Genomic DNA, 21,838 nt, shown 5'->3' with positions numbered 1-21,838 from the left:
TCCTCGCCAGGCAGTGGGTCGCGGACAAACAGGATGAGTTCACGCCGTGACCACTACCCGCTGGTGAGCGGTCTCAACTCCCCAGCAGTTTTTTGACGGCGGACGCGCAGGCAATTTCGCCGCGGTTGAGGAATGCCTCGTGGTGCTCTTCAACTTCCTCCAGGTCGTAGGCGTAGTTCACCAGCAGGCCGGCAGACTGCTGCAGGCCCTTGGCGGACGTGTCACCCAGCCAGTTGAGCCGGGCCACGCTGGCGCCGTTGCCCAGATGAAAGCGCGCCACGGGGTCGAGTGGGGCAGTGCCGCGTTTTTCCCGCAGCAGGTAGCGTGCGCAGAGCCGCATCAGCAAGGGCTTGAGTCGTGCCTGCAGGGCCGTGTCTTCCAGCCAGCGCGGTGTGTCCAGGGCGGTGAGGAGTGAGGCATCTTCTGCTGAGAGCAGCGGTTGTTGATCGTTGGCCAGTACTGAGTTCAGCCATTTGCGGAATCCGGGTATGGGCGAAAGCGTGGCGAACTCGGTGAGTTGCGGCATGTCTTCCTTGAGGCGCATTACCACCTGTTTGATCAGGAAATTACCGAAGCTGATGCCGCGCAGACCGGGTTGGCAGTTGCTGATGGAATAGAAAATCGCGGTACTGATGCGCTCCTGTGCAACGAGCCCTTCGTGGGGTGCGAGGATGGTTTGCACTGAACTGGATACCGCCGGGACAAGCGCGACTTCGACGAAAATCAGTGGCTCGTCCGGCAAAGCCGGGTGGAAAAACCCGAAGCAGCGCCGGTCTTTCGCATCCAGGCGTCGCCGCAGGTCGTCCCACCCCTGCATCTCATGCACGGCTTCGTATTCGATCAGCTTCTCCAGCACAGCTGCGGGGCTGTCCCAGTCCATGGTGCGCAGTTGCAGGAAGCCCGGGTTAAACCAGGACGTCAGCAGATGCTGTAGGTCATCATCGACCAGGCGCAACTCCGGGTGCTCGGACAGGTGTTGTAGCAGGTCCTCGCGCATGTCAATGACGGTGCGAGTTCCGGTCGGCGCCATGTTGATGCGCCTGAACAGGGTCTGTCGCGGCGATTCAACCGCCTGCGCCAGGGCGCGGTAGGTCTCGGGTGTGAGCGCGCTGCGGTACGCTTCAGCACAGCGGTTGATCAATTCCGGGTCGGGGCTGTAGTCGCGCAGTAACACGTTGAAGAATGTTTTTTTCTCTTCGCTGTCGAGTGTGGCATAGGCGTTGACCACCTCGTCGGCCAGGGCGATGCCCAGGGCTTCGCCCTTGTTGGAGTACAGTTCGCTGCACAGGGACGCCATCGAATTGCGTTCCCGTGTGGATCGGCGCAGCAGGTTTTTGCCTGCGGAGGCGACGGAGTTCAGCCAGCGGTTGATAACCATGCGGTGTTCCTGTGGGTGTGTGCGGCGGCGCTACTGGCGGCAGCCCGCAGGCGCAGTGCAATGCACATCGTCTACGGTTTCGCCGTTGATGATGGACCGGACCCAGTCAACGGCTCTCACGTCATTAGTGCCGCGGCTGTAGAGCTCGCTGTAACGCAGCAGGGTATGAAATTCCCCGGCACTGACATAACTGCGCAGTAAGGGGATCTCTGCCTGTAATTCGGCGACGTTGGCATCCAGGCCGGGCAGCAGGTCGGCGGGGTAGCCGAGCATGCGCAGAAAATCTTCCTGTACGGCGTCATAGGCGTGGTCAAACAGGTGAAAGCGTACCCCGGGCGCAGCGTCAGCGGCCAGCCGATAGAGGTCCGGCATGGTCAGTGTCTCAGGCGTCTCGCCCCGCGCGTTGTACCAATCGGGGAACGCGGCGAACACACCCCATTGCTGCCATAACGCGGCAGGCGCCGGCAGACGGTAGCCACCGGCACCACCGGCGAAATGGGTGACTTGCGCCTCGTTGTAGTGTCTCGCGATGAGCGCGGCGAACAGGGGTGATGACAGCGCACCTGCGCTGCCACCTGATACGACCACGTGCTCGGGTGCAGGGAAGCTGCTGAAGAGGTACTCCAGTGCTGCGCTGCTGTTTGCCCACCCACGGTGCGCGATGGTGAAGCGGGTGCCGTCTTCCCGGGTGTATTCGCGTTCCGCCGTGCCCAGGTGCACGTCCCCGGTGCAGTAAGATACGAAGATCTGAGACCAGTCCAGAAACGGATTCTCGGGGTTATTCAGGGCAAAGGCACCATCGTAGTGGCGAGGGTCGTTGCCCGCCTCGGCATTGGCGAAGGGGCGGTAGGTGGGCTTCCCGCTGATATCGCAACTGCCCGTGCTCCAGCAGGCGCCGCCGCCATTGAAGAAAATCATGACTTTTTCCGGGTTTGCCCGGCGCACATGGAAGCTGTAGGGAGTGCCGGTGGCGCATTGGGTGTCGCCTCCCGGGTAAATGGTTTCCCAAGGGTCGCTATCCTGAGCACCGGCAATAAATGGCGCAATAGCGAGCGCGCCACCGAGCAGGGCGCAGAAAACTGCTCGCAGCGAACTCATGGCGCGGTTGCGTCGCGATCTGCGGCAATACACTCCACTTCGGCGCGAGCGCCGAGGCCCAGTCCCGTAGCGCCAAAGGCACTACGCGCCGGGTAGGGTGGCGTGAAGAAGCTCCGATAGACCTCGTTAAAAGCGCCCCAGTCGGCCATGTCCGCAAGCATCACGGTGCATTTGACGATATCACTCATGGCGAGGCCATTGGCCTTGAGTACGGTAGCGATGTTTTCCATGGTTTGCCGTGCTTCTGCCTCCATGCCTCCCTGCACCAGCTCCATCGTGCCGGGTTTAACCCCCAGCTGCCCCGAGAGGAAATACAGATTCCCGACGCGCACAGCATCGGAGAACGGCAGGTTCGCGGGTAGTGCGCCACTGGCGTTGAGGAATTCAACCTCGGCGGCGTATGAGCTGGAGAGGGTGGTCGCTGCCAACAGTACGCTGGCGGCAAGGGTACGCAGGTGTTTACGCATCGGGAAGATCCTCAGGGCTATGAACGGAGCAGCGCTGCGACATTATCCCGGTTGCGCGGTGCAGTAAACAACCCTCACCTGTCCGTTCGCGGTCAGAATGCGTAGCGCAGCTTCACCCAGCCCTGTCTTCCGGGCTCATTGACACGTACCGCTTCCGGGTTGAACGGGTCCAGGTTGCCCGCGTTCACATGGTACGCATAGGCTTTGTCAAAGAGGTTCTCAACACCCGCCTCCAGTAGCAGCTGACCGGTCAGGTTCCAGTGGCCGTAGAGATGCAGTACGCCAAAGCCCGGCGTGGCCGCGTCAACGTCGACTGCCGGGTCGAAATGGTTCTGACGCTGCGCAGTGACCCACTCCAGTCCCAGGGCCCAGTCTGCGTGCTGGTAGTCCAGGTTCAGGCGTGTTTCCAGAGGGGCAATCTGCGCCAGATCACCGTTGTCGCCGTGGCCGCGGGTGTAGGCAATACCCATTCGGGCACGCCAGCGCTCGCTGATCTGCAGGGCGGCATCGAGCTCCGAGCCGAACAGTGTGGCGTCGATATTGCGGTAGAGGTCGGCGCTGCCCTCAGCATAGCGTTCAATGTAGTCGTTAACCTCATCCACGAACACGCTTGCATTCCAACTCAACCGGCCGCTTTCATGCATCAGCGTCAGGTCCAGTTGCTGGTGGATTTCGGCGTACAGTTTGGGGTTGCCCACCCAGAACGCGCCATTGGCGCTGCGCGCTATCCACTGTTCCGAGCTGTCCGGTGTGCGTACCGAGCGGCTCAGGTTCACGCTCACCGTATGCGCCGGGTCCAGACGCCGGTCCCAGCCCAGCACCGCGCTTAGGCCGTAGTCATCGGTGCGTGTCTCGGTGGTGTTATAGAACTGCTCGTAAAGGCGAATCGGTGTTGCACTGCCCATCATGCCGGCACTCAACGTGGCTTCACGCACCTGAGAATCGAACTGGTCCAGGCGCAGCCCGAGGCGCAGCGTGTCGTCTGGGCTGCTGCGATAGTCCATCTCCGCGAACAGCCCCGCCTGGCGTTGCTCGGCTGCAGGCCACATACGCGCGACCAGCATGTCGTAACTGCCATCCTTGCCCATGTCCATGTACAAGTCAGCGTTGCGGTCATTCGCGCGGTAGTCAATGCCGCTGCGCAGCTCGGCCTGCTCCGTTGTTACGGTCGCCAGCAGCCGGCCACCCCATGTGGTCGACGTCGACGGCGCTGCTGCGCCATTTGGCATCATGGAGCGGTTGCGTACGCTGTAGTTGTCCATCAGGTGATCGACATCGCTGAGGTAGGCGGTCAGCTCCAGCGTGTCGATGGCGCCCACAGATCGCTGCACCCATTTGGCACTGGTGCTGGCCGAATCGGCGAATACGGCATCCATGCCGTTGCCGGCATACCAGACATCATCTTCGCTGGCCTGCTCATGGCTGATTTCGAGGTAGGTGTTGGGTTGTAGATCAATGCCCGCAACCAACCCGGCGCTGGTCGATTCAAAGGCCGATGCCACGCGATCGCCATTGCCGTCTTCGTAGTTGTCGGATTCCCGAATGGCACCAAAGACGCGCACGTAGCCTTTTTCGTTGCCGACTGCGAAGTCCCCCCCCACACTGCTCAGGTCCGAGTTGCCGGTGTAACCGGTCGTGAATGACCCGGTCATGCCATTGCTGCCAAGCTCCGGGCGCAGGTGTTCAAAGATCAGCGTGCCGCCGCTACCGCCCGCCCCATAGATGACCGACCGGTGACCCTTGATCACGGACACGGAGTCGAAGCTGTCCACGCCAACATAGGTGCTTGGTGGGTCCATGCGCCCGGGGCAGGCGCCGTAGCTGTAGGCCCCGTTGGCGATGACGTTGAGGTTGCTCTGGCTCTGCCCGCGGATAATCGGGTCGAACCCGCGGCCGCCGCGACGCAGCGCGGTCATGCCGGTTACCGAGCGCAGCAGTTCGCCAGCGTCGTGCGTGGGGCGCGTAATGGGCGTCTCGCTGAGCAGCGTGTTGCCACCGGCAGGTTCTGCGCGCGCAGTCACCTCGACCAGCTCAATGGCCAGGTCGTGCCCCTGCACAGGAGCAACGAGGGCGGCACTGGCGAGAAATACGGCTGTTGCCAGCGCATGGGGGGTGCGGTCCAGTGGCATGGGTCGGTGTCCTCGTTGGCGTATTCGGGCGCACATTATAGAAATCCTCGTGCCCGGTGGAATGCGACATATTGGCGCACCTCTCACCCATTTGAAGGAGGACAAGACAACCTTACCGATGCATTATCATGGGTTGTATGTCGCCCCGGAGTTGCTCCCATGACCTTGCCTTCCACGCCCGAACTGCAGCCGATCACGGAAAGTACGGAGGTAATTACCGACTATCTCAAGGAACTGAATACGGCAGCGCTGGTCATGTCAGTGGTGCATATGACAGGTGACACCGCATTGCTGGACGAATTGCCGACACCGCGCACGCTGGACGTGGTGGCGGCCGGTGCCGAGGACGGTGAGGATTTGCTGGAGGGCGGCTACACAGCGGCTCAGGTGGCGCAGGTACACCACTGGGCACTGTCTGCGATTGCCGACTGGCAAGCGCGTGGTTGTCCTCTCGAACCGCTTACCGCTGACACCATTCAGGCCCTCTACCGCTTCATGTGTGGCGCGGACGTCGATCCGGAATACCTCGAGTTTATCGATGAAGAGGTCGCGCTCGACGGTGTTGACCGGCGCGGTCTGCAGTTCGATGATCCGGAACTCAAGGCGCGGGCGGCGCAATTCCCTGTGGTCGTGATTGGCGCTGGCATGGGGGGAGTGCTTGCGGGCATACGCCTGGCAGAGGCCGGAATCCCCTACACGATTATTGAGAAGAACCCTGGCGTGGGCGGTACCTGGTTTGAAAACCGCTATCCGGGGTGCAGGGTGGATGTCCCCGGGCATAGCTACAGTTACTCGTTTGCCCCGAATCACGCCTGGAGCAGCCACTTCCCGCTGGCAGATGAGATTCGCGCGTACTTCGACAGCTGCGCGCGGCGTTTCGAGGTAACGCCCCATATTCGATTCAGCACTGAGGTCGTCGCGGCGCACTACGATGAAGACGCCGCCTGCTGGCAGGTGCAGGTGCGCGATGGGCAGGGTGTGGAATCTGTGCTCTCGGCACGTGCCGTCATCAGTGCAGTAGGGCAGCTGAATCGACCAAAAATGCCGGAGATTCCCGGCCTTGCCGACTTCGATGGCCCGGTTGTGCACTCCGGCGCCTGGCCCGAGGGGCTGGATCTCGCCGGCAAGCGGGTGGCGGTCATCGGGTCGGGCGCCAGTGCGTTCCAGATCATCCCGGAACTGGCGGCAACGGCTTCACAGCTGGTGGCGCTGCAGCGGTCACCGGTGTGGATGTTTCCCAACCCCGGCTACCACACCGAGGTGGGAGCGGGGCAGCGCTGGGCGCTGGAAAAACTGCCGTACTACTCCAAGTGGTACCGTTTCTGGTTGTTCTACACGTCGGTTGAAGGCGTGTATAACCAGACTCTGGTGGACCCTGAATGGCGCAGTACCCGCTCGGTAAGTGCCTCCAACGACGCCATGCGCGAAGCCCTGACCGCCTGGATACAGTCACAGATACAGGATCCGGAACTGTTGGAGAAAGTGTTGCCCACCTATCCCCCGTTTGGCAAACGTATTCTGCAGGACAACGGTTGCTATCTGGAGGCGCTGCAACGCGACAATGTGGAGGTGGTCACCACGGGTATCCGCGCTGTTGACGCGCAGGGTGTGCTGACCGAAGACGGGCGGCATCACGCGGTAGACGCCATTGTCTGCGCCACCGGTTTTCATGCGGACCGTTTTCTTTTCCCCATGCAATTCACCGGTCGCGGCGGTGTGCAGCTGAACACGCAGTGGGCGGAAACCAATGGTCGTGCCTATCTGGGCATTACGGTACCCAACTTCCCCAACCTGTTCTGCATTTACGGCCCCAATACCAACCTCGTGGTGGCCGGCAGCATCGCGCACAATGCGGAGTCCCAAGTGCACTATATTCTGGAGTGCATCCGCCTGTTGCTGGAGGATGACCTGCAGAGCCTGGAGTGCCGCCAGGATGTGCACGACCGTTACAATGAGCGTGTTGACGCCGTGAATGCGGGTACGGCGTGGGGGTCACCGCTGGTCGATAACTGGTACAAGAACGCTTCGGGCCGAGTGACGGCCAATCTGCCCTTCCGTATCATCGATTACTGGAAGATGACTCGCCACGCAGACCCCGACGATTTCCTGTTGCAGTGAATGGCTCCCGGTGGCTGTGCAGCGTCCGGTAGCTCCAGTATTCTGTGTAAAATGCACTGCGTGTTCAGGCGCCGTTTGACGGCGCAACAATAAACGAGAGGGAAGGAGAGTCCCCATGCATCTGGGCTTCAGTTTCATGAACACCCCGCACGATCCGGACCCGCGCGACCTGGCGCGAGCGCTGGAGGAACGCGGCTTTGAATCCTTGTGGACCGGTGAACACAGCCACATCCCGGTTTCGCGAAAAACGCCGTATCCGGCAGGTGATGAATTGCCGGAAGCCTACAAGCTCATGGGTGACCCCTACATCACGTTAATGGCGGCGGCCTCGGTCACCACCACGCTGAAGCTGGGCACCGGTATCGCCCTGTTGATGGAGCGCGAACTGTTCTCCCAGGCCAAGACCATCGCCAGCCTCGATCGCCTCAGCGGCGGGCGGCTGATGATCGGCACCGGTGTCGGCTGGAACGAGGAAGAGTTTGCCAACTGCACACAGCAGCCCTGGGGTAAGCGCTACGGGGTGATGCGTGAGACGGTGATGGCCACCCGCGCGCTATGGCGCGACGACGAGGCGGAGTTCCACGGCGACTATATCGATTTCGACCCGGTCTGGTGCAACCCGAAACCGGCCCAGGCGGGGGGGCCGCCGGTGATTTTCGGCGCCATGGGACCACTCGGCGTGAAGCATGCCGCACAGTGGGCAGACGGTTGGATGCCGGTGGATGTGGCCATGGGTGATGTGGCGGAAGGGCTCAGTGCGTTTCGCGCCCAGGTATCGGCCAATGGTCGTGACCCGGACGCTGTGCCGGTGACCCTGCAAACGCTGATAACGCCCGATCTGGACACGCTCAGGCGCTACCGTGACATGGGTGTTGAGCGGGTGGTCATCGGTGTTGCAGTGGACATGTGGGACCAACCCGAAAAAATCATGCCACTGATCGACAAGTTCGCCGGATTGATCCCGCAGATCAACGCCTGACGACGCTGCGGCAGGCGCTTGCGGGGGTTAAAGCCCGCCGCGCTCTGCGTAGTCCATGGCAAAGCCCACCAGTGTGCGCACACCCACAATCAGCGCGTCTTCCTGCGCGGTGAAGAAGGGTGAGTGGTTGGACGGACGCTCGCTGCGCGGTACCGACGGGTCACCCACGCCCAGCATGATGAACATGCCGGGGATGTGTTCCTGGTAGTAGGAGAAGTCCTCAGCGCCGGTAATCAGGTTGCCTTCGAAAACGCGGTCTTCCCCCGCCGCCCTGACCAGGGTTGGCATCATCTGGCGCAGTAACTGCGGGTCATTGCCGGTCACGGGTGTAGAGTAGGTGACATCGACGGTGGCACTGGCACCGTTCGCTTCGGCAATGGCTGTGACCGTTGCCCGCAGGCGCTCCAGCAAGCGCTCGCGCTCACCGCGGTCGAAGGTTCTGACAGTGCCCAGCATCGTCACGTCATCGGGAATGATATTGCCGCGCACACCGCCTTGAATGCTACCAATGGTCAGCACGGCAGGGCCGCGGGTGATATCGATGTGGCGCCCGGGTATGCCCTGCAGCGCGCTCAGTACCTGGCCTGCAACGTAGATGGGGTCAACGCCCAGCCAGGGCGAGGAGCCGTGAGTCTGGCGTCCGGTGATGGTGATTTCGATACTGTCGGCCGCGGCCATAAAGCTGCCACTGCGATACACCAGCGAGCCTGCATCATCGGGCCAGACGTGCAGGCCAATGATAGCCTCCGGTGCATCGGGGCCTTCCAGAACCCCCTCTTTCACCATCAGTGCTGCGCCGCCTTCCTCACCGGGCGGTGCGCCTTCCTCAGCGGGTTGGAAGATGAATTTGACGGTGCCGGCCAGCTCCTCGCGGTGTTGCGCCAGTATGTGTGCAGCGCCCATCAGCATGGCGACGTGGGTGTCGTGGCCGCAGGCGTGCATGACCGGCACATCCTTGCCCATGTATTCGCCGCGGGCACTGGAAGCGAAGGGCAACCCGGTTTGCTCCTGTACGGGCAATCCATCCATGTCCGCGCGCAGCGCGATCACCGGCCCGGGCTTGCCGCCGCGCAGTGTGCCCACCACGCCTGTGTGTGCCACACCTGTTTCAACAGTGTCGAATTTCAGGGCGCGCAGGTGCTCCGCCACTTTCTCTGCGGTGCGGAATTCGCGATTGGAAAGCTCGGGGTTCTGGTGCAGGTCGCGGCGCCACTCAATGACGCGTGGCTCCACGGCGGCGTAGGCGGCATCGAGTGTTGCGTTATCGATTGCCGCCTGTACGGTGCCGGCAGCGAGCAGCATCGCGGCCGGGAAAAACAGTGATCTGAAGTGCATGAGCGTGTCTCCGCAGTGTCGTCGCTGTTGAGTGTAGCGTGACCGTCCGCGGGGTTGAAGAAAACACGAAGAAAAAAGGGGGCATACGCCCCCAAGGTCTCCTTGTCGTTGATGCCTGCTCAGCGGTGACCGACGTGCCCGCGCGCGCTGCGGTGCCGCTCGCGGCAGCTGCTGTCATGATGATCGTGTACCAGGCTATAAGTCAGGGCGGAGCCCAGCAAAAAGGCGCCTACGCTGTGCCGGCGTCTATCGCTGTGCGAATACACTTCCCTGCGCCAGTGGCGTAGATCGTTCCCGTGTCTATGCTTGTATGCGTGCGCAGGGTGGTGTCGATGGTTGTGCTGCAGTACGACCTTGTGGCCTGTGGAGTGATAGTGTTTGAATGTCCTGTGAGCTGGATCCGGCCCCGCTACCGCGGAGGCCGAACCCAGCAACGCGAGCAACGCAGAAATAACCAGGGGTTTGTGCATGCTTGTACTCCTTCTATCGATGCCTGTGATGTCCACAGTGGCGCCTGCCGCCTGAACCGGGCCTGAATGCAGGGCGTCTTGTTTGCCGGGTGCATTCAGCTGCGGTTCAGCTTGTAGGGACTAAGCTGCTCGCGTCGGAAATTCCGGGGGCGCCAGCCAGCGCTACCGCTGAGGGGGCGGCATCTGGCACACTGCTGTGCGGTGTGTTTGGCGTCTGCCGGAAGGAGTTACGCGTGAGGGCCATGATGGGTAAACGTATAGGCGTGTTCCTGCTGCTTGCTTGTGTGCTGGTCGTTGCTGGCGGTTGGCTTGCGCCTGCGCCGGCAGTGGCGCAACAGGCGGGCGCCAGTGCCCAGAAAAGCACCATGACCCCGCGCGAAGCCGCGGCAAAGGCGCGGGCACAGCACGGTGGCAAGGTGCTCAATGTTTCCCGGCAGGGCGGCGTCTATCGGGTGAAGCTCTTGCTCGAATCGGGCCGAGTGATCACTGTTACGGTCAAGGGCTGACAGTTGCGCATGCTGGTAGTGGAGGACGACGCCCGGCTGCGTGTACGGCTGGCGGCGCACTTCAGCGCACAGGGCTGGGTGGTGGATGAGGCACAGAAGGGGGCGGAGGCGGACTATCTCGTGCGTGAGTTCCCCTGTGACCTGGCGATCGTGGACCTGGGCTTGCCCGACGTGCCCGGTGTCGAACTGATTTCCCGTTGGCGCCTCGCCGGCCAGGTGTTTCCCGTGCTCGTACTCACCGCGCGCGCCGATTGGCAGGAAAAAGTGCAGGGACTCGAAGCCGGTGCCGACGACTACGTCACCAAGCCCTTTTATCTGGAAGAACTTGAAGCGCGGGTGAACGCGCTGTTGCGGCGCGTGTCCGGGCGCACAACCGAACGGGTGGATTACGGGCCTGTTGCTATCGATTTCAGCGCGCGAACGGTCAACCTCAACAACGTGGCACTGGAGCTCACTGCGTATGAGTACAATACGCTGGCTTATCTGGCTCATCGCGCGGGTACTGTGGTGTCCAAAACCGAGCTGACGGAACACCTCTATCAACAGGACCATGATCGTGACAGCAATGTGATTGAGGTGTTTGTTGGACGCCTGCGGCGCAAGCTGGACCCCGGTGGGCAGCTGCAGCCGATTGAAACCGTGCGTGGTGCCGGCTATCGGTTTGCACTTGTGCCGGTGGCACGGTGAGAAGTGGGCTCTCGCTCGCAGCGCGTCTCTCTTTGGCCAGCGCGCTGCTGTTGCCGTTGTTTCTGGGGGCTACCGGCTGGTTTCTCGAACGCAGTCATCGTTTGAGCCTGGAGGCGGCGCAGGCCGAGCGCCTGGAGCTACAGCTCCTCAACCTGTTGGCGCAGGCCGAGTTTGACGCCGCGCTGGAAATGCCGGTCGATCTGCTTGAGCCGCGTCTGGCGCAACCCGGCTCGGGGTTCTACGCGCTGATAAGCGATGCCTCCGGCGCCTTGTTATGGTCGTCTCGTTCCGCCCTCGGCCTGGATCTCGGCACAATACAGCTGGCAATGCCTCCCTTGCGTCCCGGCGGGAGCGCCAGCGCCCGGATCAACGGGCTGCTGCGTGTTTCGCTGCAGGTACTCTGGGAAACGCCCTCCGGGGCAGATGTGCCCCTGCGCTTCACGGTGCTGGAGACAACCGCACCGATTGAGGCGGATCTGGCGCAATACAGGCGCAGCCTGCTGCTCTGGCTCGGCGGCTCCGCGCTCGCCTTGCTGGCCTGCCAGTTGCTCATACTGGGGTGGGGGCTGCGACCCCTGCGAGCGCTGGCAGCGGATATCGCGCGGCTGGAGGCGGGTGAAACAGCATTGCTACAGCGACCCTATCCACGTGAGGTGCAGGTGCTCACGCGCAATCTGAATACGCTTTTACTGGGTGAGCAGCAACGGCGGGAGCGGGTGCGGCGCACCCTGGGTGACCTGGCGCACAGCCTGAAGACCCCCCTGGCGGTGATTCGAACAGCGGACCCGCATGCTCTGGACTATCCAGCCATGGTCGCGGAACAGACCGACCGCATGGAGGAAATCGTCAGTTATCAATTGCAACGCGCCACCGGTGGCAGTGCGCGCCTGCTGCAGCGGGTACCGGTAGCACCGGTTTTGGAGCGCCTGCGCGACAGCCTGCTCAAGGTGTATGCGGGGCGCGGGCTTGATATCCAGCTGTTGGTAGAAGCCGGGTGCATGTTTCGCGGTGACGAGCGTGACCTCATGGAGATGCTCGGCAACCTGATGGACAACGCCTGCAAATATGCGCAGCGCCGTATTCGCATCAGCGCTGCCGGTGGCGATGAGAATCCACTGGACATTATCGTGGAGGATGACGGGCCGGGTGTTGCGCCGGCCCTGTGTCGGGCGATTCTGCAACGCGGCTTCCGCGCGGATAGCCGCGGCGAGGGCCAGGGTATCGGCCTGTCAGTAACGGCGGACATCGCCGCGAGCTATCAGGGTGGCCTGACGATTGATTCAGCCGGGCAAGGCGGGGCGCGTGTCCGGTTGCGTTTTAATTGATGGCCTGGGGCCATTTTTGCTGGAGGAAGAAAACATGATGAAAACCTGGCTGATTCACGGTTATATACTGCTACTTTTCTCGTTGGGGCTCGCACTGCCGGCCGCCGCCGCGGAGACCGCTCCCTATCCACAGATCCGCGTCAGCGGTGAGGGTGTGGCCAGCCTGCCGCCGGACATGGCAGTGCTTTCGCTTGCCGTCGCCCGCGAAGCCCCAACGGCACAGCAGGCTCTGGACGCAAGCTCATCGGCTATGAGGGAGGTGCTCGCGGCCCTGCGCAAGGCGGGTATCGAGGAGCGTGACCTGCAAACGGAGCAGTTTGCCATTCAGCCACGCTACCGTGATGAGCCGGCGCAGGTGAAGGGTGAGCCGTCCACACCGCGTATCGTCGGTTACACCGTGAGTAACGCGCTCAGTGTGCGCGTGCGCGATCTTGGCCGCCTCGGAGGCGTCATAGACATGTCGGTGCGTCTCGGCGTGAATCAGGGTGGCGGGATCCGTTTCCTGAACGAAGATCCGGCCGCGGCGCTGAGCGTGGCACGTAGTGCCGCCATGCAGGACGCCCTGGCCAGGGCCCGCACCCTCACCGCGGCAGCCGACGTGGGCCTGGGCAGAATTCTCGAGATATCCGAGCAATCCTATCAGCCCCGCCCAATGATGATGGCGAGAACTGAGATGATGGCGGATGCGGGCTCCGTCCCCATTGCCGGCGGTGAGAACAGCTACCGGATTACGGTAAATGTCACGTTCGCCCTGGAGCAGTGAGCGGGCCGCAAAAAAATTAAGGCTTGCAGGGAATAAGCGGCGTTCGTCGTACGTCTTAGATGTGAAAGTGGAGTGAAACACTACTTAGAGGGGGCGGCGAAGCGCCGATTGGGTAGTGGCTTGTGCACTTCGGTGCCCGGTCACACGGCCTTCCCCGCCAGCCTCCATTTTCGTTGGAAGTCCGCTGAACCTAAGCAAGCAGAAGGTGCTAACCAACCGGCTGAATGTGAAGGGAATGAGACGTTCAACGCCTCAGGACAGGATGGGGAACGCTAGCCCCCCAGCCCTGGAACTACAGGGTTTATTGCCAGCTTCTGGTAATAAGCCCTGCTTCTCTTTTTGCCCCTGCCGCATCACCACTCGCATTGGTCTCCACGAAGGTGGCGATCGGGTCGCTGTCTGCCGCGCTGGCCGGACGGTAGGCGTCACCCTCAGCATCGTGCATGATCGTTTGCGCCGCGGCGACACGGGTTTCCCACTGGCCGTCATTGCGGCAGGCAACGCCACGGACGGTTTTCTCCGGGTTGTGCAGCAGGTATTCACGACACCAGCTACCGTCCTGGCTGGGAAAGCTGAGTACTGGGCGCAAGCGGCTGCCATCGGGCAGGATTTCCCAGTCATCGGCGCTGGAGGGCACCTTCTCCAGAGCGGCGGAAAGCAGTGCTGCGGAGTCGCTCTGCGGTTCCTGCTGCCACTGCGGAACCAGCAGCAGAGCCGCCGCGGCAACCAGTGATGCCGCCACGGCGAAACCGCGGGCCCCGCCGTGGGTAAAGCGGTGCAGGCGGTGTGGCTCGGCGTTGATGGTGACCGGCGTTTTATCCAGCAGGGATTGAACATGCTCAGGCAGGGGGCGGGCGGTATTGGCGGCGTGCAGCGTGTCGTGCAGTTGCTGTTGCAGCGCCTGCATTGCCTGCAGGTTGGCTGCCAGAGTGGGCTCCTGCGCCAGGCGCTGCTCACAGGCCTCGCGCGCTGCCTGCGGCAACTCGCCGTCCAGGTAGGCTGACAGTAATTCCCAGTCCTGTTCCGTTATGGTGCCTTTCACATCGTCCTCAATCCGGGGTATCCCGGTTCTTCAGCAGCGTTGCCCTTGCGCGGGCGATCCTGCTCATGATGGTGCCCACCGGCACCTCCAGTATGTCTGCGGCTTCGGCGTAGCTCTTGCCTTCTACCGCCACCAGTGAGAGCGCCATTCGCTGCTCCGGCGGCAGTGCATTGAGCGCCACGGAGACCGCTTCCAGGGCGCGCTCGAGATCCGCGTCGTCCTCGGCCGATGGTGCTTCGTCCGTGTCCCATGCCATCTGCAGTGGATACCGCTGGCGTACTTCACGCGAGCGCAACTCGTCGATCCAGGCGTTTCTGCACACGCGATACGCCCATTTCGCAGCATCGGCATCCTCCGGCATGCCTTTTTCCAGGATACGTTCTACAGTCGCCTGCAGCAGATCGTCGGCGTCGGCCGGCGTTCCGCTCAGGGACAGGCAGAACCGGCGCAAGCTGCCCAGCTCCGCCATCAGAACTTCTCGCTGTGAGTGGCTCAGCGATGGCATAATGATCCTGTTATTGGAGAAGACGATTAGCCGCCGGATTCTATTCCATTTGGGGGAATTAATCGCGCTATGATTCGTCTTTACTATAGATGGCGTCTGCCATGTGGAGGGTGAAAGCCGTGCGACAGTCTACCGGAATGTCCGTTTTGCAGGTCGTGAGTCACGAAGCGTGCTGCTCGCTTCGCCCTGGCTCGCGCTTCATCGCGGCGTGCACGTTCGCCGCCGTCATCACCCTGCTCGCGCCCGCTGCCGTGAATGCCCAGGTGCCCTGCTGCCTGGATGAAGATGAGTTCGCGGAATACATCGACGAGTCGATAGAAGAAGAAGTCTCCGAGAACGTTGAAGAAGAGGTGGTCGACAACCTTGAAGAGGAGCTCGAGGTTGCCGTCGACCAGGCCGTTGGCGAGACCATCGAGGACTCCATTGAAGATTCAATCGAGGAGACCATCGACGAGTCGGTGGAGAAGTCGGTCGAGGAAACCGTCGCCGATAGCGTTGAGGAGTCGGTGGAAGATGCGGTGGAGACCAGTGTTGAAGAATCGGTAGCGGGTGCCGTCGAGGAAGCAGTCGAGACCACGGTAGAGGAATCGGTCGCCGGGGCGGTAGAGGACTCCGTCGAGACCACGGTCGAGCAGAATGTCGCGAGTGCCGTGGAGAAATCCGTTGAGGAGACGGTCGAGCAGTCGGTGACCGCCTCGGTAGAGAGTGAGGTCGAGGTCGGCATTGCAGCGGCCATCGAGGAGCGTCTGGAGAGCGAAATCGCCACCGTGCTCGAAGACCTGGAAAGCCAGCTGGAAATCGACGAGGCCCGCATCAAGACGCAGCAGTGGCTGGTGATGGCCGAGCCGGAGGTATTCGATGAGCTGGCGGTGAAGGGGTATCTGTTTGACCGTGTTACCGACTTGCCGGGTATGGGCCTCTTGCTGGCAGAGGTCGAGGCGCCATCGAGTTTCGAGATCTACGACGTGCGGGAAGGCGTGATCGACGTGGTCGGCCGCGGACGCGCAGAGGTTGACCTGAACCATATCTACACCGCGGGAGCCCCGGTGCATCACACCGTTGAGGGCGCCAGTCCGCGCAACGTGCTGCATTTCCCCGCCGGAATGGATGATCTGGCGCTGCGGTTGGGCATGATCGACAGCCTTGTCGATACGGCGCACCCGGCGCTGCAGAAAGCGAATATCCACAGTCGTGCGTTTGCCACCGAGGGTGCAGTACTGCCCGCTTTCCACGGCACGGCCATCGCCTCGATTTTTGCCGGCCGTGATACGGATTATGTCGGGCTGGCCCCCAGCGCCGAATTGTATGCGGCTGCCGTGTTCGAGCAGGATGCCGCGCGCGGTGAAATCGCCAGCACAGTGAGCCTGGTACGCGCCCTCGACTGGTTGATTTCGTCCGGTGTCGACGTGGTGAATATCTCCCTCGCCGGCCCGCCAAATCGCTTGCTGGAAAAGGCGCTCAGCCGCGCTGCCGGTCGCGGGGTGTTGATTCTTGCGGCAGCCGGTAACGGTGGGCCCATGGCCAAGCCCATGTACCCGGCGGCCTATTCATCGGTGATGGCGGTGACGGCGGTTGACTCTCACGGGCGTGTGTTCCGGCTGGCGAACCGCGGCGATTATGTAGACCTTGCCGCACCCGGTGTTGGCCTGTTGCATGCCCGCTCCGGCGGTGGCTACGCCACCTCGTCGGGCACTTCGTTTGCGGTACCCTTCGTGGCCACCGCCGCTGCCAGGTTGCGTTTGCTCACTCCCTACGAGGACGTGCGCGAGGCGTTGCTCAGCAGCGTGCAGGACGAGGGTGTGCCCGGACGAGATGATGTTTACGGCTACGGTGTACTGCGCGTAAACGGTTGATCACCAGCGGTAGACGTAGCGGCTGCCGACGATTCCCTGGTCGAAGTCACTGATGGGGAAATTGGATTGGTAGTCACCGTAAGCCAGGTATAGCTGCAGGGCGCCCTGTTTGGTCACTGGGTACTCCAGGTCGATCTGCACCCGGTGGCGTTCGTCCTTGCGCGGTTCACCCTCTATGCTGCCAATGCCCGGCGTTACGCCGCTGTAGTCGCGGTTTTCATAGCGATACGCCATTTCCACCTTGAGTACTTTGCGGCCGATATCCACGCGGCGAATGTAACGCAGTTTGGCGGCGTGGGAGGTAAAGTCCAGGCGCTCGAGGTTGGCGTCTTCATCGCGGAACCGGTAACCCATGTTGTAGTAGCTGCGCAGTCCCCGGGCAAAAAAGTAGAGGTCGATTTCCCCGGTGTGTGTTGTCGCATCGCGCTCCGCCCTCTCCTTGATCTGCTTGTCGGAAAACACGTAGGCCAGGCGGCTGAACCATTTCTGGCTGAGAAAGCCCGAGACGTAGGGCGAGGCCCGGTACAGTTCCAGAAAGCCGTTGCCGTCGAGCAGGGAGTTGACATAGAAAGTCGAGAATCCGGCGTCGAAGCTACCGGGCTGGGTCTTGAGGTTGGCACCAACAATATGCGTTTGCCTGTTCAGGTCTGAAAAGTCCTGATACATATCCTGATTGAAGTCGTAGGTCAGGCGCAGGTCGGTTTTCGGACTGAAGTAGGTACGCATGCCCACCTTGCCTTCAAGGGTGGCGGCCGCATCGCCTTCCCGAGTACTGGCGTCCAGTTCATCAATGGTGACGTTGGTGTCGTACTCGGCACCAATACCGAGCTCGGCAAAATAGTGGGTTGCCGGGATTGCAGGTTTTTCCTCTTCGGCTGCGACACCCAGAGACATCAAGCACGCAGTCAGGGCGACGACTCCGGACAGGTGAATGCTCGGCTGTTGCATGCCAAGGGTCCTGATGGCGGTCGAGACGGAAATGCGAGACTAACCAATGCCGGCCTGTGCGACAAGGCCTTGCGCCGCGCCGCCGCGTGTGCTCATTGAGCCATGTGCAATTGAGCGTTGCGCGGTTTGCCCCAAGGGCCACAACCGCGCAGAATGCATTCCCTCATCGAGGAGACCTGTGCTGCGTGCCATTGCCGATTCCCTACCTTCCCCACCTGCGCAACCCGACTGTGTTGGGCATGGGGCTTGCGCCGCTGAATGCGCACACCTGGATTGAGCCGGATGACGCGCTGCCACGTTTCTTCCGGCACAAGCAGGCAGCACGCAGCAGGCTCGACTCCCGGGTTTTTCGCGCACTCCCTGCGTCCCTGCCGGCGCAGCGTGAGGCCAGTCAGCTGCTTGCGGCACACCTCGAACGTGATCATCCCGGGTTTTATCGCAGGGACGGGGCGTTTCTGCACTCTGCGGCAGGCGCTATCAGTGTCGATGCGCAGAGTGCTGAGCCGCTTTGGGCCGTCTCCCTGGCCGTTGCCGATGACCTCTTGCTGCTGCAGCAGCGTGATGATGAGTATCTGTTAACCGCTGCCAGCCTCTGCAGCCCGAGCCACTGGCGTCTGGAAGACAAATTCGAGCAGCCGCTGACCGCCATTCACGATGATGTTCCCGGATTTGCGTCTGCACTGCAGCCCCGCGTGAACCGCTTTCTGCAGCATCTGCGCCCCGAGCATCCCGTGGTGCGGTTCAACTGGGGCTTGCAGTGTGGGGATGCTCTTTGCGTCAGGGAGGGGGGCGCAGCGGTGGGGCCGTTGCATTACCGCTGCGAACGGCAATCATTGTGCCGTCTCCCCAACACCGCTGCGATTCTCTTCACGATACGCGTGTATCTGTGTCCGCTCGCTGCCCTGGCTTCGGTTCCCGATGCGATACCTTCTTTACTACAGGCGGTTGATGCCTGCCCGACTGAGCTCGCGGCTTATAAGGGATTTGACCGCATAGAAAGTGAACTGGCGTCCTACCGGAGTGCGCATGGCTGATCTCGCCTGGTGGCAAATGACCCTCATCGGGCTGCTCTTTGTCTGGGGTGGGTTTGTGCGCTCGGGCCTCGGTTTCGGTGGTGCGGTGCTCACCTTGCCCTTTTTGCTGATGGTGTACAACGCACCGCTGGTTTATCTGCCCATCATCTCTGTGCATTTGCTGTTTTTTTCCGGGCTGACGATTGTGCAGGCGCATGTGCGGGCCCGCGGGACCACCCGCAGCGACCCCGGTACCGTGAACTGGCCTTTCCTGCGCTACGCCCTGGCGCTGATGCTGGTGCCGAAACTCATCGGTGTGGCCGGTGTGCTGACACTGCCGGCATCGGTGGTCAGCAGTTTCATTTTCGTGGTGGTCGGTGTCTACGCCGTGAGTTACATCCTGCAGAGACCCTTCAAGAGCAACAGTCGGCGGGTAGATGCCGGCCTGCTCATGTTGGGTGGTTACGTGAGTGGTACATCGCTGATTGCTGCACCGCTGGTAGTGCCGGTAGCGGCGAGCCGGGTGGCCCGTCACGAACTGCGCGATACGCTATTTGTACTCTGGTTTGTACTGGTTGCCATAAAGCTGGCCGCCTTTGCCTGGACGGGTGTCGACCTGCAGTGGCGGCAGCACCTCTGGCTGCTGCCCTGCGCTGCCGTCGGCCACGTGCTGGGCCTGCGCTTTCACGCCTATACGCTGCGCGCCGACACCGCGGTGTTTTTTCGCGTGCTCGGCGTTGGCCTGCTGGCGGTCAGCCTGGTTGGGCTGGCTCGGATGATAAGCCAGCTGCTGCACTGATCCCTGCGGCGGTTGCAGGCTCAGGCTTTCGGTTTGCGTTTGCCCGGCTTGTGGTCGGGCTTCTGGCCGGGTTTGCCAGTGCGCTTGCGCGCTGCCGCCGGCTTGTCGTTACCAGCCGGCGTTGCGCCCTGGTCCCGCTGCAGGTTCAGCTTCTGTCCGCTCACCCAGACATTGCGCAGATGATCAAAGATCTCTTCGGGCATGCCCTCGGGCAGGTCGACGGTGCTGTGGCTGTCGTGGATGATAATGCGGCCGATGTGCTCGCTGTCGATGTCGGCTTCATTGGCGATGGCACCCACGATGTTGCCCGGCTTGACCCCGTGCGTGTGGCCGACGGCGATGCGGAAGCGTTCCATGCCCTTCGCCAGCTCGCTGTCGCGCTCTTGCCGACGGGGCTTGTCGCGCGGTTCGCGAGCTTCCCGTGGTGGCCGGGTGTCGCCGCGTGGCGGTTTCTCCCGCCCGCCCGTGGCCGGTGTGGGGCTGTCCTTTACGGGTGCAGGGCTATCGGCCTTGCCGCCGGCCAACAACACCAGCGCTGCGGCGACATCCAGCATGGGCACGCCGTATTCATGCTGGTAGTCGCTGACCAGTTTGCGCGCTGCATCGAGGTCGCGGGTATCCAGCGTCGCCGTGATCTGCTGCTTGAAGCGGTCACTGCGCTTGTCCTGAACCTCCTGCGCACTGGGTAGCTGCATGGGTTCGATGACGTTGGAGGTGGCGCGTTCGATAGCCTTTAGCAGGCGGCGCTCCCGGTTAGCGGCAAACAGGATGGCCTCACCCTTGCGCCCGGCACGGCCGGTGCGGCCAATGCGGTGTACGTAGGCTTCTACATCCTGCGGAATGTCGTAGTTGATGACGTGGCTGATGCGCTCGACATCCAGTCCGCGCGCCGCAACATCGGTGGCCACCAGAATATCCAGACCGCCATTCTTCAAGCGTTCCACGGTTTTTTCGCGCTGTTGCTGCGGAATATCGCCGTTCAGGGGCGCCGCTGAATAGCCGCGGGCGGCAAGCTTCTCAGCCAGTTCCGTGGTGGCGATGCGTGTGCGCACGAACATGATAATGGCGTCGAAGTCTTCCATTTCCAGAATGCGGGTGAGGGCATCGAGCTTGTGTACGCCGGCCATCATCCACACCCGTTGACGGATGGCCTCGTTGGCCATCGATTTCACTTGAATCGTAATCTCTCTGGGTGATTTCAGGTGCTGCTGTGCAATGCGGCGAATGGCCGTGGGCATGGTGGCGGAAAACAGGGCCACCTGACGTGTGGGGGGTGTCTGCTCCAGAATCCATTCGACATCATCGATGAAGCCCATGCGCAGCATTTCGTCGGCCTCGTCCAGGACCAGCGAGCGCAGTCCGCGCAAGTCCAGTGAGCCGCGACGCATATGGTCCATGACACGTCCCGGTGTACCCACGATCACATGTACACCACGCTCCAGTTGACGCAGCTGGCCGCGGTAGTCGGAGCCCCCGTAAATGGGTAGAACATGAAACCCAGGCAGGTAGGCGGCGTATTTCTGGAAGGCTTCAGCCACCTGAATGGCCAGTTCCCGCGTGGGGGTGAGCACCATGACCTGGGGTGTTTTCTGCTTGACGTCCAGCCCGGCGAGTAGCGGCAGGGCGAAGGCCGCCGTCTTGCCCGTACCGGTCTGCGCCTGCCCCACCAGGTCACAGCCCTCCAGCAACGGTGGGATAGTGCGCGCCTGAATCGCCGATGGCGTTTCGTAGCCAACGGCAGTCAGTGCGCGCAGGAGGAAATCGGGCAGGTTCAGGTCCGCGAAGCGAGTCGCGTCAGGGAGTTCGGTGGTCATGGGGAGTACCTTGGGGGTGGGGCGGTCAACGGGGCGGTAGTATACAGGCTACAGGCGGGGCGACAACGCGGCTGCAGCGTGAATATGCCGTGTTCGGCGGCGTGTACCCGCTCCAGTCCGGGCTCACCTCGGCTATACTGGCAGTCATTGTTCACTTGTGGAGAATCCAGTATGACGCAACCCACCACGGTCAGAGACTGCATGCACCGTCAACCGCTCACCATACGGCCGGATGCGAATCTGGTGGAGGCGGTGAATATTATCACCGAGCACGGCCTCACGGGGCTCACGGTCACCGATGCCACTGGCGCGGTGCAGGGTGTGCTCTCCGAGCTGGATTGCCTGCGCGGCATATTGACCGCCATCTACAACGATGGAGATCCCGAGCACGCGCTGGTCAGCGAGGTGATGACATCGACGGTCAATGCCTGTAGTGCGCAAGACAGCATCGTGGAAGTGGCGCAATCCATGCTGGAGACCCGTCAGCGCCGCCGCCCCGTGGTTGAGGACGGCGTGCTGGTGGGACAAGTGAGCTCACGAAACATCCTCTGGGCGTTGATGGAACACTCCCGGCGGCGCTTTCGCGAGCAGCGTGGATAAGCTATTTCC

At 62.1% G+C, this 21,838-nt stretch carries 19 protein-coding genes; 10 read left to right on the top strand and 9 right to left on the bottom strand.

Annotated elements, in window-relative coordinates; genetic code table 11:
* Nucleotides 1–73 precede the first annotated feature (73 nt).
* The 4 genes from G533_RS0104865 to G533_RS0104850 form a co-directional block, all read right to left on the bottom strand.
* Entirely contained in the window at nt 74–1,378 is a 1,305-nt protein-coding gene (locus tag G533_RS0104865; RefSeq protein ID WP_027948995.1) for a malonyl-CoA decarboxylase, read from the bottom strand.
* 30 nt (nt 1,379–1,408) lie between these two features.
* A complete protein-coding gene (locus G533_RS0104860; protein WP_027948994.1) occupies nt 1,409–2,476 on the bottom strand; it encodes a pectin acetylesterase-family hydrolase in 1,068 nt (355 codons plus the stop codon).
* The gene (locus G533_RS0104855; protein WP_027948993.1) at nt 2,473–2,943 is read right to left on the bottom strand and encodes a Rid family detoxifying hydrolase; all 471 of its coding nucleotides are present in this window, start codon (nt 2,941–2,943) and stop codon (nt 2,473–2,475) included. Before G533_RS0104855 ends, G533_RS0104860 begins: the two co-directional genes overlap by 4 nt.
* 92 nt (nt 2,944–3,035) lie before the next feature.
* Nucleotides 3,036–5,072, bottom strand: a complete 2,037-nt coding sequence (locus G533_RS0104850) for a TonB-dependent receptor domain-containing protein (RefSeq protein ID WP_027948992.1) — start codon at nt 5,070–5,072, stop codon at nt 3,036–3,038.
* A 159-nt stretch (nt 5,073–5,231) separates the two neighbouring features.
* Here G533_RS0104850 and G533_RS0104845 point away from each other — a divergent pair, with 159 nt between their 5' ends.
* Both G533_RS0104845 and G533_RS0104840 read left to right on the top strand, forming a co-directional pair.
* Nucleotides 5,232–7,190, top strand: coding sequence for a flavin-containing monooxygenase (locus G533_RS0104845; RefSeq protein WP_027948991.1), 1,959 nt, complete (start codon nt 5,232–5,234; stop codon nt 7,188–7,190).
* 115 nt (nt 7,191–7,305) lie between these two features.
* On the top strand, nt 7,306–8,169 hold the full coding sequence (locus G533_RS0104840) for an LLM class F420-dependent oxidoreductase (RefSeq protein ID WP_027948990.1): 864 nt from the start codon (nt 7,306–7,308) through the stop codon (nt 8,167–8,169).
* A gap of 27 nt (nt 8,170–8,196) precedes the next feature.
* Here G533_RS0104840 and G533_RS0104835 read toward each other — a convergent pair whose 3' ends face one another.
* The gene (locus G533_RS0104835) at nt 8,197–9,504 is read right to left on the bottom strand and encodes an amidohydrolase (RefSeq protein ID WP_084638801.1); all 1,308 of its coding nucleotides are present in this window, start codon (nt 9,502–9,504) and stop codon (nt 8,197–8,199) included.
* Between the two features lie 712 nt (nt 9,505–10,216).
* Here G533_RS0104835 and G533_RS20570 point away from each other — a divergent pair.
* From G533_RS20570 to G533_RS0104810, 4 genes are read left to right on the top strand one after another with little or no spacing between them, the layout of a single operon-like run.
* Entirely contained in the window at nt 10,217–10,480 is a 264-nt protein-coding gene (locus G533_RS20570) for a PepSY domain-containing protein (RefSeq protein WP_035526499.1), read from the top strand.
* Nucleotides 10,481–10,483: 3 nt separating this feature from the next.
* The gene (locus G533_RS0104820; RefSeq protein ID WP_027948987.1) at nt 10,484–11,167 is read left to right on the top strand and encodes a response regulator transcription factor; all 684 of its coding nucleotides are present in this window, start codon (nt 10,484–10,486) and stop codon (nt 11,165–11,167) included.
* On the top strand, nt 11,164–12,492 hold the full coding sequence (locus G533_RS0104815) for an ATP-binding protein (protein ID WP_027948986.1): 1,329 nt from the start codon (nt 11,164–11,166) through the stop codon (nt 12,490–12,492). The genes G533_RS0104820 and G533_RS0104815 overlap by 4 nt, the downstream gene beginning before the upstream one ends.
* A 34-nt stretch (nt 12,493–12,526) precedes the next feature.
* Entirely contained in the window at nt 12,527–13,255 is a 729-nt protein-coding gene (locus G533_RS0104810; RefSeq protein ID WP_205622547.1) for an SIMPL domain-containing protein, read from the top strand.
* Between the two features lie 301 nt (nt 13,256–13,556).
* Here the strand turns inward: G533_RS0104810 and G533_RS0104805 are convergent, their stop codons facing one another.
* On the bottom strand, nt 13,557–14,297 hold the full coding sequence (locus G533_RS0104805) for a hypothetical protein (RefSeq protein WP_051229980.1): 741 nt from the start codon (nt 14,295–14,297) through the stop codon (nt 13,557–13,559).
* 7 nt (nt 14,298–14,304) lie between these two features.
* Nucleotides 14,305–14,802 (bottom strand): RNA polymerase sigma factor, encoded by a 498-nt coding sequence (locus G533_RS0104800; protein WP_027948983.1) that lies wholly within the window; start codon nt 14,800–14,802, stop codon nt 14,305–14,307.
* Nucleotides 14,803–14,921: 119 nt separating this feature from the next.
* On the opposite strand from G533_RS0104800, the gene G533_RS20565 reads away from it, so the two are divergent.
* A complete protein-coding gene (locus G533_RS20565; RefSeq protein ID WP_240472373.1) occupies nt 14,922–16,655 on the top strand; it encodes a S8 family serine peptidase in 1,734 nt (577 codons plus the stop codon).
* On the opposite strand, the gene G533_RS0104790 is transcribed toward G533_RS20565, so the two are convergent.
* A complete protein-coding gene (locus G533_RS0104790) occupies nt 16,656–17,603 on the bottom strand; it encodes a surface lipoprotein assembly modifier (protein WP_240472372.1) in 948 nt (315 codons plus the stop codon).
* Nucleotides 17,604–17,788: 185 nt separating this feature from the next.
* Between G533_RS0104790 and G533_RS0104785 the strand changes: the two genes are divergently transcribed.
* Both G533_RS0104785 and G533_RS0104780 read left to right on the top strand, forming a co-directional pair.
* The gene (locus G533_RS0104785) at nt 17,789–18,637 is read left to right on the top strand and encodes a heme-dependent oxidative N-demethylase family protein (RefSeq protein WP_027948981.1); all 849 of its coding nucleotides are present in this window, start codon (nt 17,789–17,791) and stop codon (nt 18,635–18,637) included.
* The gene (locus G533_RS0104780; protein WP_035526493.1) at nt 18,630–19,415 is read left to right on the top strand and encodes a TSUP family transporter; all 786 of its coding nucleotides are present in this window, start codon (nt 18,630–18,632) and stop codon (nt 19,413–19,415) included. The genes G533_RS0104785 and G533_RS0104780 overlap by 8 nt, the downstream gene beginning before the upstream one ends.
* A 20-nt stretch (nt 19,416–19,435) precedes the next feature.
* Here G533_RS0104780 and G533_RS0104775 read toward each other — a convergent pair whose 3' ends face one another.
* Nucleotides 19,436–21,229: a DEAD/DEAH box helicase gene (locus G533_RS0104775; protein WP_027948979.1), complete on the bottom strand. Its 1,794-nt coding sequence runs from the start codon at nt 21,227–21,229 to the stop codon at nt 19,436–19,438.
* 171 nt (nt 21,230–21,400) lie between these two features.
* On the opposite strand from G533_RS0104775, the gene G533_RS0104770 reads away from it, so the two are divergent.
* Nucleotides 21,401–21,829 carry a CBS domain-containing protein gene (locus G533_RS0104770; protein ID WP_035526490.1) on the top strand — a complete coding sequence of 143 codons (429 nt, stop codon included), beginning with the start codon at nt 21,401–21,403 and terminating at the stop codon, nt 21,827–21,829.
* Nucleotides 21,830–21,838 lie beyond the last annotated feature (9 nt).

It is taken from the genome of Haliea salexigens DSM 19537 (assembly GCF_000423125.1).
GTDB lineage: Bacteria > Pseudomonadota > Gammaproteobacteria > Pseudomonadales > Halieaceae > Haliea > Haliea salexigens.
The sequence above is the reverse complement of the archived record's forward strand: the minus strand, read 5'-3'. Positions and strand labels throughout refer to the sequence as shown.